This is a genomic window from Thermomonospora umbrina (assembly GCF_003386555.1).
Taxonomy (GTDB): Bacteria; Actinomycetota; Actinomycetes; order Streptosporangiales; family Streptosporangiaceae; genus Thermomonospora; species Thermomonospora umbrina.
In genome coordinates this window covers 1350439-1364337 of the sequence record NZ_QTTT01000001.1, presented here as the reverse complement: position 1 = coordinate 1364337, position 13899 = coordinate 1350439, and the positions used below count along the sequence as shown (strand labels likewise).

The following is a 13899-nucleotide window of genomic DNA, read 5'->3' as shown; positions in this document are numbered from 1 at the left end:
CGCGGTGACCCGCCGCCTCACGACCGGGCGGCCCAGGGCCGGAGATGCGCGACCCCGCCGTACAGGGTCATCGCGGGGCGCGGCCGTCGCTCGGTGGACAGCGGCCAATAGGCGATGTCGACCGGGCCCCGAGGGCCGAGCTCCCAGCCGTCGAAGAGCGCGGCGATCTCGTCGCGGGTGCGGGCGGTCAACGGGGTGGTCGTGGCCTCGTAGACCGCCTCCACGCCGGCCAGGGCCTCCGGGGCGGCGTGGTCGCGGCAGGCGTGGCTGATGACGAGCGCGCTGCCCGGGGCCAGCGCCTCCAGGAAGGTCCGGACGCTCTCGCCCGGCCGGTCGGCGTCCGCCACGAAGTGCAGCACCGACGTCATCAGCACCGCGACCGGCCGCTCGAAGTCCAGGATGGCGGCGACCTGGGGGTCCTCGAGGATCCGGGTCGGGTCGCGCAGGTCGCCCTCGATCGCCACGGTGGTGGTGCCGTTGTCCAGCAGCGCCCGTGCGTGCGTGACGGCCACCGTGTCGTTGTCGACGTAGACGACGCGGGGGGACGGGTGGGACTGCGCGGCCATGTCGTGGACGTTGCAGTGGATGGGCATTCCGGTGCCGAGATCGAGGAACTGGCCGATCTCCGGCCCGTCGGTCAGATGCCGGACGGCGCGCCCCAGGAAATCGCGGCCCGCCTTGGCGAGTGCGCGCATCTCGGGCGCCCAGTGCAGGAGGTCGTGGGCGGCCGACCGGTCGGACTCGAAGTTGTCCTTGCCGTCCAGGAGAACGTTGCAGATCCGGGCGGCATTGGGCCGGGACAGGTCGAACTCCGGTGCGCCCCCGGAAAGGCGGGCCCGGTCGCGCCGGACGGCGGGTGGCGCCATGTCACACGGTCCCCGTACTGCGTTGGGCGGAAAGCGCCGGTGGTCGGACGGCAGTAGATTCATTGAGGCAGCAGCGTAGTTCCGGTGTGTCAGGACTTCAACTGATATGCGCTATTGGCCGGAAAAATTCCATACGAGTATGAGACCTTGAGAATCTCACTCACGAGGGATCTTGGACGGATAGTGCGCCAGTCCCTCGGCGATCCGTTTCACATGCGGCGCGACCTCCGCCGCGGGCTGCTCGGGCCCCCGCCCGCGCCGCTCCGTCAGCCGCTCCAGCAACTGGTCGGCCAGCTCCTCCGCCTGCTGCTCGTCGTCCCCCACATGGCTGGTGCGCCCGGCCAGGATGCGGGCCATCTTGCCCGGCATGTGCGGGGTGAGCCGACTCATCCCGGCGCGGTCGGACAGCGACGCCGGCTGGTGCCCCAGCAGAACGTGCGCCAACTCGTGCAGCAGGATCCCCAGCCGGTGGTACCAGGACCGGGACCGGGCGCAGAACACCACGTACGTCCCGTCCGCCCGGCGTACCGTCGCCCCGCTGAACGGGGTGTTGTGCAGGGCGATGAAGCGCAGCTCCACCTGCGCGCCGAGCAGCTCGCCCATCAGCTCGCCGGTCCGCCGGCAGGCGTCCCGGTAGGTCGCCGACGGGGGCAGATCGAGCCGTCGCACCACCTGGTCGCAGAGCGCGCGACGCTGCTGACGGCTCAGCCCGCCCATGTCCCCGCCCCCGTCGTACGGCGATCAGCCGCGTTGGGCATGCCATCGCCTCCTACTCCGTCTCGCGTGCTACTCCGTGGAGAGCCGCTCGCCCTTGAGCGGGAAGACCCATCTGGCGTCCCCGGACTCCATGGCCTGGGTGATCGCCCGGACCGCCTGCCGGCGCAGTTGCGGGCTCCAGGCGGGCGCGTGCGCGGCCACGCGCGTGACGAACTCGACCACGCCGGCGTCCCGCAGCGCCATCAGGTCGGCCAGCTCGGCGTCCACGGTGGCGGCGAGCCGGTCGTCGAGGAAGTACGCCGCCTGCGGCCCGTGGTCGTCGGCGAGCCCGAAGTGGTCGGCCAGCCCCATGATGTGCCGCAGCCGGGGGTTGGGCAGCGAGCCCGGGCCCGGGTTGAGCAGGTCCCGGATGTGGCTGGCGGAGATCGTGCCGTACCGGCCGTCGGCGTTGACGGCGGCGGCGACGTCCTCGGGGGTGTACGGCCCGCGCTCGGGCGGGTAGATCGCGGTGAACAGATGCCGCAGCTTGGCCGAGAACGACCGCCGGGGGTCCTCCTCGTCCAGCCGGGCCCGGCGTCCGCCCACGAACACGGCCGGGCTCACCCCGAGGGCGGCGGCCAGGTCCTGCACGGTCTGCAGGGTGGGATTGTCGCGGTGGCCCTTGCGCAGATGCGAAATGTAGCCGTCGGTGATGTCCCCGCCGAGCGCGTTGACGACCCGGGCCAGCTCCGTGTTGGTGAACGGGTCGGGTCGTCCGGCGGGTCGCAGGCACAGTTCGTCGAGGATGGCGGCGAACGACCGTCGTCGACTCTCAGCCATCACGTCGCTCCGACCCCGCCTTCGCCGTAATCGTCCCGATACGAATCGTCCCGCCCACTGTAGAGGTTCTCACTCGTCCCGTCCTCTCAAGTGACGGGTTGGTCGCTTATGGGGAACCTCACCGATACGGAGCCCTTGCTCAGATGGGTCAAGTTCAGTAAACCTGACGGGATGGACGAGTCGCCGGTGGACCCCCTCGATCTGGTCGATCCCGCTCGTTATGGCCTTTTCGGACAGCCGCATGACCTGTGGACACGGTTGCGTCGGGAATCGCCGGTGCAGTGGTTCGATCCCCCCGGATATCCGTCCTTCTGGGCGGTCACCCGGCACGCCGACGTGAAGGCGGTCTCCGCCGATCCGGCGCTGTTCAGCTCACGGACCCGGGTGACGCTCGCCCCTTTGCACGCCCGGCCGGTCGAGGAGTCGTTCGCCGGGGTGACCGGGCGGGCCTCGCGGACGTTGCTCAGCACCGATCCGCCGGAACACCGCGACTACCGCAATCTGGCCCTGCCGTATTTCCGCCCCAAGGTGCTGCGCGCCCTGGAGGAGCGGGTCAGGGAGATCTCCCGGGAACTGCTCGACCAGGCCCCCGAGCGGCTGGACTTCATCACCGACGTGGCCGCCTGGCACCCGCTCCGGATGATCAGTGAGATCATCGGCCTGTCCCGCGAGCACGAGGGGCTGGTGCTGCGGCTGACCAACGAGTTCGTGGGCATCGCCGACACCGAGTTCGCCCGCGACTCGCGCGCCGAGTTCGCCGGCTACCTCCGGCGGTTGATCGCCGACCGCCGCGCCGCCCCGACCGACGACCTCGTCGGCGTGCTGGCCAACGCCCGGCTGAACGGCGAGCCGCTGTCCGACCTGGACACCCTGCTCTACCTGCTGATCATCGTGATCGCCGGCCACGACACCACCCGCAGCGCGCTGGGCGGCGGCCTGCTGGCCCTGCTCCGGCACCCCGAGCAGCTCGCGCTGCTGCGCGAGCGACCGGAGCTGTGCGGCGCCGCCGCCGACGAGATCGTCCGCTGGACCTCGCCGGTCGTCCACTTCGTCCGCAAGGCCACCGCCGACTGCGAGCTGGGCGGCCGGGAGATCCGGGCGGGCGACCGGCTGGCGCTGTTCTACCCCTCGGCCAACCGCGACGAGGAGGTCTTCGAGGACCCCTTCGACTTCCGCGTCGACCGCGACCCCAACCCGCACCTCGGCTGGGGCTTCGGCGAGCACTACTGCCTGGGGGCCCGGCTGGCGCACATGGAGATCCGGGTGATGCTGGAGGAGCTGATCCCGCGCCTGCGCTCGGTCGACCTGGCCGGCGAGCCCTCGTGGATGGGCAGCGGCATCATCTGCGGCCTCAAGCACCTGCCGATCCGCTGGACGCTGGATCGATGAAGACCCGGAGATGGCCGGGAACAATCCCGGGACCAGGTAGGTTATAGACGGTGTCGCCGATGTGCCTGGTGTCCCCGGGCCTCATCTAACGCCTTCGCGGAATACCGTTCGGCTGGAGCCGCGTTGTGCATTTCGCCGAGAGGCGACCCGCACATCGGCGCACTTGACGCGGGAGACCCGCCGGGAGCACCCGGCGGGTCTCTCGCTGTCTCCCGGCCTTTCCGTGCGGTCAGCGGAGCGTCGGGACCTCGCCGCACTCGGCCCACGCGACCTCGACGCCCCGCATTCCCGACGCCCACGGCCGGACGGCCTCGACGACCGTCGCCTCGTCAGGAGGCGTACGCCCCAGCCCGACGGCGAAGCGCACCCGATCGGGCCCGACGTCGAACGGCCGGGGCCACGCGTGCGCCTCCACCGCCCCCGCGTCCTCCAACGCGGTGAGCAGCGCCCGCACGCGACCCCGGACGCGACCGACCGTGACCTCGAGCTCCTCGGACCGCGCCCTCCGCACGGTCACCACCGCCCACGCCGCGTGCCTCCGGTGGAGGGGCGGCGGGGCGAGCAGGTCCGCCCAGCGACTTCGGCCGCCCTCGGTGATCTCCCACGCCCGGTACAGCTCCTGGGTCAGCAGGTCCCGCATGCCCACGCCGACCTGCTCGCTGCACAGCCGTACGGGGGCCGAGGGCGTCCAGATCCGTACGGGCACCGCCTCGGCCGCCCCGCCACCCCCGAGACCGACGGGCTCCCGCCAATCCCAGGCCGCCCAGCCCGCGAAGAAACGCGCCATCAGCTCACCCGGCGGCAGCCCGGGGGCCTCACGCACCGTCCGCGCCGCCAAGATCGCCCACGCCAGCCCCGGCAGCCCCCCGAACGGCGCGGTGTCCAGCCCCCGCGCCCTCGCCCACGCCTTGACCGCACGGGCCAGCCACACGAAGTCCTCCCGGCCGCCCCCGACGAAGTCCAACACCGCGTCCGCGTCACTGACCGCGCTCAACGCGACCGCGGCGCCCTCCCCCAACTCGGTACGCCGCGCCACCGCTTCGGCGGGCGACACGCCCCCGGTCGCCACGACCAGCAGATCGACGTCCAGCCCCCCGACCCGCGCCCGCAAACCCGGCACCCGAGCCCCGATCACCCGCCGCAGCCCGACCACCCCCGGCAACGACCCCACCCGCGCCTCGACCTCCGCCGGCCCCAGAACCGCCGCAGCCCCCTCAGCCCCCGGCCGCGGGATGTCGGCCGGTTCCGTAGTCGTGCCCGGAGGGCTCGAAGGCCGGGGCTCGTTCGCGTTCGACGGTGTCGCCGCCCGTGCCCCGGCTTGCGTCACCTGGGGCTCGGCCCCCGCAGGGCTCGGGGGAGCGAGGGAGTCGGGGAGGACGGCCACCAGGTCGAGGTCGGCGTCGGGGAGGGCGCAGCCCATGCGTCGGGAGCCCGCGACATGGAGGACGGCCTCCGGGAGGGCTTCCGCCAGTTGTCGCACGACGGCGCCGGCGTCCTCGGGGGCTTGGGGCCCCGGGGTGTTGGGCTCGTGGTCAAGGGGGCGGATCTCGCCCGTGCCCAGGGTGATGGCCACCCGGGGGCGCATGGGTTCCGTGCCTCGGCGGGAGAGGACGACCAACTCGCCGACGGTCGCGGACATGCCGCGGAGGCGGGTCTCGCACTCGGTGACGAGGGGGTCGGCGTTCCGGGTGCGGCCCAGGGTGAGGTGCGGGGTGTAGCCCTCGGCGCGGCTGCGGCATTGGGGGAACGCCTTCTCCAACTCCTGGCGCAGCGCCGCCCATGGTTTCGGGTCGTCGGCCGCCGGGTCGAGCCAGACCGTGAAGTCGTCGCGGTGCGGGAAGGCCTGCACGCCCTTCAGCCCGGCCGTGAACGGGGCGACCTTCGCGACGGCCCGTGACAACCGGGGGAGCGCCTCGTCGAAGTCCGCCTCCGGGACGAACCCGAACAGCACGTTCACGTGGGGCGGCCATCGGTGGATCTGGGGGTCGTGCCGTTCGCGGATCTCCTGGATCGCCGGCCACAGCCCCTCCGGCGGAATCCACGCCACGGCCGTCCGTGCGGTCGTTCGGGCGGTCCCGAGGGGATCGGGCGCGTTCACGGTGGGGTCGAGGTCCACGACGACGCCGTAGTGGTCCGAGGGGAGGAGCCCCTCCGGCGTCGCGGGGGCGTTCCCCAGCAGGGACGCGCGCGACACTCTCAGGCCGGGGCCGCGCAGCAGCACCCGGTCCAGCCGCGACGCGCGCCCGGACAGGGAGGACACCGCCGCCAGCGGATTGGCCACGGGATCGAACGTCGGGGTGTCGTCGCCCGGCCCGCGGACCTCGGTCCAGGCGTCCCGCATCCCCAGCAGCCGCGCGGGCGCGTCGCCGCCGTCGTTGAAGTCGCCGAGCACGATCACATCGCCGTCCACGCTCGCCACCAGCCCGGCGAGCCGGCCGAACTCGTCCCCCCGACGGTCGGCCCCGTTCTCGGTGTGGTCGCTGGTCAGATGGGTGACCGCCACCACGATCGGACCCGTCGCCGCCTTCACCGTGATCGCCGAGACGGCCTTGTGCGGGCCCAGCGCGCACACCCCCGCCTCCAGCACCGGCAGCCGGCTGAGGAGCAGCAGCCCGGTGTCGTCGACGTCGGGGCCGGACGGGTCGGTGCCGAGCGTGTAGGACTTGCGCACCCACGGGGTCCGCAGCAGCGGTCTGAGCAGACCGGCCTCGACCTCCTGCAGCGCGATCACGTCGGCGTCGGCCCGTTCGAGCGCCTCCAGCAGCAGCGGTCTGCGCCGGGCGGTGTCGATCCGGTCGGCGTCGTAGCGGTCCCACAGGGTGTTCCAGGTCAGCACCCGTACGCCCGGCGACACGGAGGGCCGGCCCGAGGGGTCGCCTTCCTGGGCGCGCCATCCGTCCACGGGACGCCAGACGAACGGGGCCCTGGCGGTGAAGCCGCCGGCGTCGAGCCTGCGGGGCTCCCGTGTACGGCCGGCCCGCGAGGAGTCGATGTCGTCCCGCCCCGCCTTCCGGTCCCACACCACCTCGCCGTCCGCCTCGAAGAACAGGACGCGGTGCCAGGGGATGTCGCCGCCGGGCACGAACGACGGCAGCGGCACCCGCTTGGGGGCGGCCCCGCGTACGTTGACGCCCATCACGAACCGCGCCGGGTCGAAACGCGGATCCCAGCGGATGCGGTGGTAGATCTCCTCGCTGGTCCGCATGCTCACTCCTCGTCCCACAGGCTTCCGGCGACGTCGTGAACGGCCCCGTCCTCCCCGACGTACCAGACGCGGTGCGCTTCGCCCGGGTACGGGGGAACGTACCGGCGGAACTGGGCGGCGAGCACCTCCGGCGGCACCGGGTGGTCGCGGCGCGCGTTGCGCTCGGCGGCCGACTCCTCGGGAACGACCATCACCGCATGGGTCACCAGGGCGTCGCGCCGTTCCCCGACGGCGTGCACCAGGGAGCGTTGGCGAGGATTCAGGGAGGTCGCGTCCCAGGCGACGACCGCACGGCCGTTCAGCTCCTCGGCGAGACCTGCGAGGCCCTCCGTGAGGATCTCCGGGTTGGCCCGCTGGTCCGCCCTGGATCCACGGGCCTCGCGCAGACCGTCCAGGGACACGATGACCTCGATCCCGCCGCCGTTCCGCGCGAAGGTGCTCTTGCCGCCGCCCGACGGGCCCACCAGCACGACCAGCCGGGGGAACTCACCGGAACGCCACCGCCAGGTCAACGCCGACGCCGCCTCCGCCGAGGTCGCCTTGCCCGACGCGTACGCCTCGCGGGCCTCGGCCCAGCAGCGGTCGGCGACCTCGGGGTCGTGGTCCGCGAGGGCCTCTCGCAGGCCGTCGCGCAGCGGACCCAGCGGATCCTCGTCGAGCAGCCCGGCGTCATCGGCGTTCAGCTCCGACCAGGCCACCTCCTCCCGAGCGGCGACCGCCTCCGCGTCGTCGCGCCCGGCCAGGGCCGACGCGGCCACGGCGTGCAGCACCCCCAGATCGGCCGCCGCGCTCATCCGCGTCAGGCCGGCCCGGCGCTCCGCGTCCGGGAACTCACGACGCAGCCGCGTGTGCAGACCCACCAGATCGGCGACCCGCCGTGCCTGCCGCATCCCGAGCGGCCCCACCAGCCGGGGCAACAGGGACGGGCGGTGCTCCGCGTGCAGCAGGGCGGCCAGAACCCCCGCCAACCGGCTCTCCCCCGATCGACCCAGCAGGTCCAGCCGCGGGTAGACGTCGGCCAAGGCGGGCTCGGACGCCCCCTCAAAGGACGGACCCAGCGCCCGGAGCAGCGACGACACGTCGGGAGTCGCGCCCGAGCGCGCCTCCCACAGGGCGGCGGCCGGGCTCAGACCGTTCTCGACCACGGCCGAGAGCATCCAATGCTCGTCGGTCTGCACATGCCCCCGCCGCACCCACTTGGCCACCCGGTCGGCGAACGCGTCACGGTGAAAGCCCTCGGCGGTGCGGACGACATAGCCCTCCTGCCGGCCCGTGTTCACCTGCATCGCGCGCAGCGCCCGTTCGTCGAACGGGCCGCGCCACAGCACCGGCACGGTCGGAACGCCCAGCCTCCGCGCGAAGCGCACGGTGTCGTCCCAGCTCAGACAACGGTCGTCCGCCCACACCGAGAAGACGTGGAACCAGCTCTCCAGATCGTCGTACGCGATCGAGTGCCGGGCGAACATGTTCTCGCCGCACACCCGCCACCCGGGCGGGATGAACCGGCCGATCCTGCCGTGCAGCGCCTTCACCCATGCCCGCGACGGGTGGTGCGCCGAATCCAGCGAACGCGCGTGCAGCCCATCGGAGTACAAGGTGGTGTTCTCGCCGTCGAGCTTCTCGGTGACGACGACCTCACGGCCCGCCAGCCCCGCGAGCCCACCGGCCCGCACGTCGTCGGAGGCGACACCCGGCGACCACGGCAGATGCGGGGTGCGCGGATAGTGCACTCGCATGACCGCCCCCCGAGACCGTGCCGACGCCCGGCGACTTTACGGGGGGCGATGCGAGGGAACCACTGAATTAGCGGGTCATCGGACCTCGGGGAGCAGCGTGCCCAGGGGGCCCAGGTCCAGGTTCAGGTCGGCCTGCTCGATCCCGAAGTGCTCCTTGAGCCTGATCATCGCCTCTTCGAGCCGCATCAGCGCGAGACCGATCTCCTCGACCTGCTCGTCGGTGAGGTCGTCGCCCTCCGCCCGACGGATCGCCTGCCGCTCCATGAGCTGCCGGATCAGCTCCACCACGGTCAGCACCAGCTTGACGAGGTCGCGTTCGACCTCCTCCGGATTCGTCTCGATGCGCCGCCGCAACCTCTCGGTGCTCACGCGCCCCCCACCCCGCTCTCCTCCCGGATCGAGGTGATCAGCGCCCGCAGCGAGACCCGCACCAGGTCGACCTCCGCGATCGAGATGACCAGGTCGCCCGCGATCACCACACCGCCGGCCAGCAGCCGGTCCAGCAGGTCGACCAGGGCCACGCGCTCGCCCGGCGGGGCGTCGACCACGTCAACGATGCTCCCGTTCACCGGTCACCTCCTCGTCGGGCTCGTCGGGCTCTTCCAGGTCGATGAACGAGTACGCGGGCCAGGGGCCGGTCGCCTCGATGCGCAGGCCCTCGGCGCGGGCGGCGGCGTCCTCGACGCGGCGGACGAACCCGTCGGCCTCCGCCTCGTCCACCAGGTACGCCATGTTGAGGAGCATCTGCCCGGCGCGGCCCGACAGCCGGGGGTCCTGCGGCGGGTGCCGCCTGGTCGCGACCGCCGTCTTCGCCAGCTCCCGGTGTACGGTCTCGGCCTGTTCGGCCTGCCTGCGCGCCAGCTCCTCGCGGCTGCGCTGCTGTGCCCGGCGGCGCATCAGGTACGACGTGCCCGGCTTGCCGTCGTCGGCGGGGGCCCGCTCCTCGGGCTCCCTGCGGGGCTCGGCGTACACCTTGAGGCCCCACTCGCGGCGTCCCGAGATCCGTTCGAGCGCGGCGGTGAGCGCGTCGCGCCGCAGGTCCAGCATCGCGCGGACGCGGTCGTCGTCGCGGTAGACGGTGACGAGGCTGACCGGCGCGGTGGGAGCGGCCGACGCGGCGGCCGACACCACGTCGTGGTGCGTCCTGGCGGTCTCCTCCAGCCAGTCGAGGCGCTCCAGGTTCGTCTTCAGCGGCTCCTCGCCGAACTCGTCCAAGGGGACGTCGCCGACGACGGCCGACAGCCCCGCGTGCTCGATGATCCGGACCCCGGACCCGGCCGGCCCGGGCACTCCGGCCAGGTCCTCGGCGCGCAGCCCACGGGCCACGGCGTACAGGTAGACGGCCTGCTCACTCATCCTCCACCTCCTCCCGCTCGTGCTCGGCGGCGTTCTCGGCGGTGTCCTCCCCGGAGGGCCGGCCCTCCAGCGCCGCGACCCGTTCCCGCAGTCGGCGGTTCTCCTCGGTCAGCTCTCGACGGGCCTTGGACGAAATCGCCGGGTCGTGCTCCCACCAGTCGATGCCCATCTCCTTGGCCCGGTCGACGGAGGCCACCAGCAGTCGGATCTTGATGGTCAACAGCTCGATGTCGAGCAGGTTGACCCGGATGTCCCCGACGATCACGATGCCCTTGTCGAGGATCCGTTCCAGCAGGTCGGCCAGGTTCGCCGGCTGGTACTCCCCGCCGGACGACCGGCCCGAGGGCCGGCCCGACGAGGCCGGGCCGGCCCATTCGACCTGGGACACGTGCTCCTCCTCGTTCGTCAGTCGTCGTCGGCGCGGCCCCGCTGATACCGGCGGGACCGCCGGTATCCGGTCAGCTCGCCCTCGTCGTCCAGCTCGACCTCGTAGATCGCCAGCAGGTCGGCCGTGTCGGGGATGCGGCGGGTCTCCACGACCTCCACCTCGACCAGCCAGCCGTCCTCGCGGCGCCGGGTGGACGTCACCCCCTCCGCCTCGCGGCCGGTCAGGGCCTCCACCTGCTCGACGGCCTGCCGCACCACCCGGGCGAGCGTCTGCGCCATCGGCTATCGCCTCCCCACCGGCGGATTCATCAACAGCGTCAACAGCTCCTCCTCGAGCTCGGCGGCCTCCTCCTCGGAGATCTCGCCGGCCGCGCGGGCGTCGGCCACGTCCTCCAGCCGCTGCCGCAGCCGGATCGGGTCGTACAGCTCCTGCTCGGCCTGCTCCTGGAGGAACTCGGCCAGCCGCACCACCCCGCGCACCGGCGCCAGCGGCAGCGTGACCAGCCCGGTGATCAGACCCATGTCAGCCCTCTCCGCCGGACTCGGCGAAGTCGTACGGGGGCAGCGGACCCACCAGGCGCAGCCGCACTCGGCCGTCCCACCGCCCGCCCAGCTCGTCCACGGCCCGCTCGAACCGCTCCCGCGCGTCCCGGCGGACGAGGAACGCCGCGTCGAGGATCTCCTCGGTCCGGCGCGGCGTGTGCGCGACGGTCCGCTCGGCGTGCGGAGCGAGCAGCTCGAGGGCGTGGTCCGCGTCCGCGGTGGCCTTCTCCTCCAGGGCCTGGGCGATCAGCTCGCCGAGCCGGACCCGGTCGTAGTAGCCGGCCTCGGGGGAGACGCCGTGGAGCTCCTCCCGGAGCCCCGCGATCTCCGGCCGCTCGCGGAGGATCTCGCCGAGGATCACCTCCTCGACGTACCGGCCCTTCAGGGTGAGCTGCACGTGCCCCTGGATCCGCTCCAACTCCTCGGCGAACGACTCGCGGTTGGGCTCCAGCAGCTCGGAGACGATCGCGTCCCGGTCGGGCAGCACGGCGCCGAACCGGAAGGGCAGCACCGGGGCCCCATCGGCGGCGACCGCCTCCAGCACCCGCTGGTGCGCGAACAGGTCGTCCCTGGTGCCCAGCGCCCGGTCGGTGTCGACCGGTCCGGCGATCACGGCGCATCCCGCGTGCCGCACCAGCGCCGCTTCCCGGTCATCGATCCCGCGCAGGTCCGGGGGCAGCTCGAGGTCGGCGGACGTCACGCCGTACACGTACTGGACGCTCACGCCCCGTCCTCCTCCCGCTTCGCCGGGCTCTTCTTCTCGCCGCCGCGGCCGAGCTTCTCCTTGACCGTCTCGCCGGCGCCCTGGAGCACTCCACGGGTCTTGCTGCGGGCGCCGCCCTCCTGCATCGTGGAGATCATCTGCGGGAGTCCCTGACTGTTGCCGCTCTCGGCGAGGTCCAGCCGGTTCACCGCCTCCGCGAACCGCAGGTACGTGTCGACGCTGGCCACCACGACCCGGGCGTCCACGGTGAGCAGCTCGATCCCCACCAGCGAGACCCGCACGTACGCGTCGATCACCAGACCCTTGTCCAGGATCATCTCGACGACGTCGGCGAGCCCGCTCGACGAGGGGCGCTCCACACTGGGGCCCTGGCGTTGCACCGTTGCCGGGGGCATGGTCGTTACCTCCTGACCTCTCGGGGTCGTTGGTCCGTCCGTTTCGCACCGCGACGGCTACCCGGGTCGTCCGCGATCAAACAGAGGCCCATGATTCGGTCAACGGCGTACAAGTCGGGTGGAATGGACCGCCCATGGTGGGGTACCGCGAGGAAAACTCACATCCCCTTTTGGGAGGACCCCCCACCATGAAGACCCCCAGCCCCCCGAACCGCGACCAGCTCCCCAAGCCCACCGACGCCAAGGCCGCCAAGAAGAAGGCCGCCCACGCCGCCGGCAACGCCACGGACACCGCGACCTCGGCGGCCGGGAAGGCCACCGACGCCACAGGCAACGCCGCCGCGACCGCGGGGAAGGCCACCATCGCCGCCCGGGCCAAGACCACCGCCGCCGCGGGCAGGGCGGCGGCCTCGGTGCGAGGCTTCGCCCTCGCCGGCCTGCTCCGCCCCTTGAAGGCCCTGGCCGCCAGGCTCGGCCTCAACCGCCTCCTCGCCGCCCTCACCGGCGCAGCCGCCGCCCTCGTGGCCGCCCTCCTCTGGCGCCGCCGCCGCTGACCGGCGATGTCCCCGGCGGGCGTCACCTTCTGGCGCCGATCGATCGTCGGGGAACGGAAGCGGTGGGACATGGGCGTGTGGTCCACCACCAGGAGAACGTTGCGGACGCGCCGGCCTCCGCGCAGGAAGACGTTCCGCGAGGGTGACCACCTCTGGCTCCATGACGGGCGCTGGGCGGTCCTCCCAGGCCCGCCGTGGACGAGCCGTGGCAGGACCAGGCCGACCGACCTCGTGGAGGAGCGCAGCACCGCCCGCCACGTGATCCAGTACCGAGACGGCAGGCCGCACGCGATCGCGTCCTTCGGCTCCTCGGGCGACCAGACGCACCGTCCACTCGGCCCCGTTCAGGCGGAGAGCAGCCGGGTAGCAGCCCTACGTACCACCGAACGACGACCCGTCGATGGGGGAGAACCATGACCGCCGAGCCGATCGGCCCAGGTGGGCCGAACCCCGAGGACATCATGCGGCGGCTGCCCGCAGACGAACGCGACCGCTTCGAGCGCGACTACCACGACGCGGTGGACGCAGCCCACGAGCCGGGCCGGTACGGGCACCTGCAAGACGTCGTACGCCGCTGGCACCTCCGAGCCGAGGCGCACACCCATCCCGACTTCACCGCCCGCCCGGGCACAGGCGACCCGGCGACCTTCATCCAAGACCTCGACGAGATCCCCGGCTGGCCCGGCCGCGCAGACACCTCCGGCTGAAATCATCACCGCCCGGCGCTCCAGGGCTCCGCCGGCATGCGCCCCGAACACTCCCGCGCCACTCCCCGGACCTCTTCCCGCAACGGCATCGTCCCGATCGCCTCCCCGGTCCAGGCGTCGGCGGCGTCGCTCAGCCGTTCCAGCAGGTGATCGAGGGCATCCAGGCGGGAACGCAGCTCCCCGGAGACCCACACGGCCTCCCACAGGAAGCACTCGCCCACGTCGGGGTCGCGGATCTGCTCGCGCGCATCCATGGCGAGCCCGACAACGCTGTGCCGCAACCCGGCCAGGTCGTTCGGGCGAACTCCTGCTCGCCTCCGCATCACCTTCCACGGCGCTCACCGCAGTCCTCCTTCCCGCCATTGCACCCTGGGCGGTCGGGTTCGTGCGTGCGGCCCCAGGCCGCTGCCCACATGATGGGCGAATGGAGCGGACGACGCTGATCGGGATGCTGAACAGGACGGTGACGCGCACCTCGCGTGCCGGGAGGCACTCCTGGGC

17 protein-coding genes are annotated in these 13899 nt (G+C 72.7%); 3 read left to right on the top strand and 14 right to left on the bottom strand.

Annotation, left to right across the window (positions count from 1 at the left end; all coding sequences use genetic code 11):
* Positions 1-17: 17 nt before the first annotated feature.
* The 3 genes from DFJ69_RS05880 to DFJ69_RS05870 form a co-directional block, all read right to left on the bottom strand.
* Positions 18-866, bottom strand: coding sequence for an SAM-dependent methyltransferase (locus DFJ69_RS05880; RefSeq protein WP_170177549.1), 849 nt, complete (start codon positions 864-866; stop codon positions 18-20).
* A gap of 156 nt (positions 867-1022) precedes the next feature.
* Positions 1023-1583, bottom strand: a complete 561-nt coding sequence (locus DFJ69_RS05875) for a hypothetical protein (protein WP_116021533.1) — start codon at positions 1581-1583, stop codon at positions 1023-1025.
* 69 nt (positions 1584-1652) lie between these two features.
* Complete coding sequence (locus DFJ69_RS05870) at positions 1653-2402, bottom strand: helix-turn-helix domain-containing protein (RefSeq protein ID WP_116021532.1); 750 nt, start codon at positions 2400-2402, stop codon at positions 1653-1655.
* A 276-nt stretch (positions 2403-2678) separates the two neighbouring features.
* Between DFJ69_RS05870 and DFJ69_RS05865 the strand changes: the two genes are divergently transcribed.
* Entirely contained in the window at positions 2679-3791 is a 1113-nt protein-coding gene (locus tag DFJ69_RS05865; RefSeq protein ID WP_170177548.1) for a cytochrome P450, read from the top strand.
* Between the two features lie 229 nt (positions 3792-4020).
* On the opposite strand, the gene DFJ69_RS05860 is transcribed toward DFJ69_RS05865, so the two are convergent.
* The 10 genes from DFJ69_RS05860 to gvpJ all read right to left on the bottom strand — a co-directional run bounded on the left by DFJ69_RS05860 (position 4021) and on the right by gvpJ (position 12137).
* Positions 4021-6996: a poly(A) polymerase gene (locus DFJ69_RS05860; protein ID WP_116021530.1), complete on the bottom strand. Its 2976-nt coding sequence runs from the start codon at positions 6994-6996 to the stop codon at positions 4021-4023.
* A gap of 2 nt (positions 6997-6998) precedes the next feature.
* A complete protein-coding gene (locus DFJ69_RS05855) occupies positions 6999-8732 on the bottom strand; it encodes an RNA ligase family protein (protein ID WP_116021529.1) in 1734 nt (577 codons plus the stop codon).
* Positions 8733-8807: 75 nt separating this feature from the next.
* Complete coding sequence (locus tag DFJ69_RS05850; RefSeq protein WP_116021528.1) at positions 8808-9101, bottom strand: gas vesicle protein K; 294 nt, start codon at positions 9099-9101, stop codon at positions 8808-8810.
* Complete coding sequence (locus DFJ69_RS05845) at positions 9098-9301, bottom strand: gas vesicle protein (protein ID WP_116021527.1); 204 nt, start codon at positions 9299-9301, stop codon at positions 9098-9100. The genes DFJ69_RS05850 and DFJ69_RS05845 overlap by 4 nt, the downstream gene beginning before the upstream one ends.
* Positions 9282-10088 (bottom strand): GvpL/GvpF family gas vesicle protein, encoded by an 807-nt coding sequence (locus DFJ69_RS05840; RefSeq protein ID WP_116021526.1) that lies wholly within the window; start codon positions 10086-10088, stop codon positions 9282-9284. Before DFJ69_RS05840 ends, DFJ69_RS05845 begins: the two co-directional genes overlap by 20 nt.
* Entirely contained in the window at positions 10081-10476 is a 396-nt protein-coding gene (locus DFJ69_RS05835; protein WP_116021525.1) for a gas vesicle protein, read from the bottom strand. The genes DFJ69_RS05840 and DFJ69_RS05835 overlap by 8 nt, the downstream gene beginning before the upstream one ends.
* A gap of 17 nt (positions 10477-10493) precedes the next feature.
* Entirely contained in the window at positions 10494-10754 is a 261-nt protein-coding gene (gene gvpO, locus DFJ69_RS05830; protein ID WP_116021524.1) for a gas vesicle protein GvpO, read from the bottom strand.
* A gap of 3 nt (positions 10755-10757) precedes the next feature.
* The gene (locus DFJ69_RS05825; protein ID WP_116021523.1) at positions 10758-10997 is read right to left on the bottom strand and encodes a gas vesicle protein GvpG; all 240 of its coding nucleotides are present in this window, start codon (positions 10995-10997) and stop codon (positions 10758-10760) included.
* A gap of 1 nt (position 10998) precedes the next feature.
* The gene (locus tag DFJ69_RS05820; RefSeq protein ID WP_116021522.1) at positions 10999-11742 is read right to left on the bottom strand and encodes a GvpL/GvpF family gas vesicle protein; all 744 of its coding nucleotides are present in this window, start codon (positions 11740-11742) and stop codon (positions 10999-11001) included.
* Entirely contained in the window at positions 11739-12137 is a 399-nt protein-coding gene (gene gvpJ / locus DFJ69_RS05815; protein ID WP_211328524.1) for a gas vesicle protein GvpJ, read from the bottom strand. Before gvpJ ends, DFJ69_RS05820 begins: the two co-directional genes overlap by 4 nt.
* Positions 12138-12325: 188 nt before the next feature.
* On the opposite strand from gvpJ, the gene DFJ69_RS05810 reads away from it, so the two are divergent.
* Both DFJ69_RS05810 and DFJ69_RS05805 read left to right on the top strand, forming a co-directional pair.
* Positions 12326-12691 carry a hypothetical protein gene (locus DFJ69_RS05810; protein WP_116021520.1) on the top strand — a complete coding sequence of 122 codons (366 nt, stop codon included), beginning with the start codon at positions 12326-12328 and terminating at the stop codon, positions 12689-12691.
* 413 nt (positions 12692-13104) lie between these two features.
* Positions 13105-13398: a DUF6247 family protein gene (locus DFJ69_RS05805; RefSeq protein ID WP_116021519.1), complete on the top strand. Its 294-nt coding sequence runs from the start codon at positions 13105-13107 to the stop codon at positions 13396-13398.
* Between the two features lie 5 nt (positions 13399-13403).
* Here the strand turns inward: DFJ69_RS05805 and DFJ69_RS05800 are convergent, their stop codons facing one another.
* Entirely contained in the window at positions 13404-13721 is a 318-nt protein-coding gene (locus DFJ69_RS05800; RefSeq protein ID WP_170177547.1) for a hypothetical protein, read from the bottom strand.
* Between the last annotated feature and the right edge of the window lie 178 nt (positions 13722-13899).

What these genes read in the sequence shown, in the direction of transcription:
- DFJ69_RS05880 (WP_170177549.1), bottom strand. Translation starts at nt 866, where the DNA reads ATGGCGCCACCCGCCGTCCGGCGCGACCGGGCCCGCCTTTCCGGGGGC.
- DFJ69_RS05875 (WP_116021533.1), bottom strand. Translation starts at nt 1,583, where the DNA reads ATGGGCGGGCTGAGCCGTCAGCAGCGTCGCGCGCTCTGCGACCAGGTG.
- DFJ69_RS05870 (WP_116021532.1), bottom strand. Translation starts at nt 2,402, where the DNA reads ATGGCTGAGAGTCGACGACGGTCGTTCGCCGCCATCCTCGACGAACTG.
- DFJ69_RS05860 (WP_116021530.1), bottom strand. Translation starts at nt 6,996, where the DNA reads ATGCGGACCAGCGAGGAGATCTACCACCGCATCCGCTGGGATCCGCGT.
- DFJ69_RS05855 (WP_116021529.1), bottom strand. Translation starts at nt 8,732, where the DNA reads ATGCGAGTGCACTATCCGCGCACCCCGCATCTGCCGTGGTCGCCGGGT.
- DFJ69_RS05840 (WP_116021526.1), bottom strand. Translation starts at nt 10,088, where the DNA reads ATGAGTGAGCAGGCCGTCTACCTGTACGCCGTGGCCCGTGGGCTGCGC.
- gvpO (WP_116021524.1), bottom strand. Translation starts at nt 10,754, where the DNA reads ATGGCGCAGACGCTCGCCCGGGTGGTGCGGCAGGCCGTCGAGCAGGTG.
- DFJ69_RS05825 (WP_116021523.1), bottom strand. Translation starts at nt 10,997, where the DNA reads ATGGGTCTGATCACCGGGCTGGTCACGCTGCCGCTGGCGCCGGTGCGC.
- gvpJ (WP_211328524.1), bottom strand. Translation starts at nt 12,137, where the DNA reads ATGCCCCCGGCAACGGTGCAACGCCAGGGCCCCAGTGTGGAGCGCCCC.
- DFJ69_RS05810 (WP_116021520.1), top strand. Translation starts at nt 12,326, where the DNA reads ATGAAGACCCCCAGCCCCCCGAACCGCGACCAGCTCCCCAAGCCCACC.
- DFJ69_RS05805 (WP_116021519.1), top strand. Translation starts at nt 13,105, where the DNA reads ATGACCGCCGAGCCGATCGGCCCAGGTGGGCCGAACCCCGAGGACATC.
- DFJ69_RS05800 (WP_170177547.1), bottom strand. Translation starts at nt 13,721, where the DNA reads ATGCGGAGGCGAGCAGGAGTTCGCCCGAACGACCTGGCCGGGTTGCGG.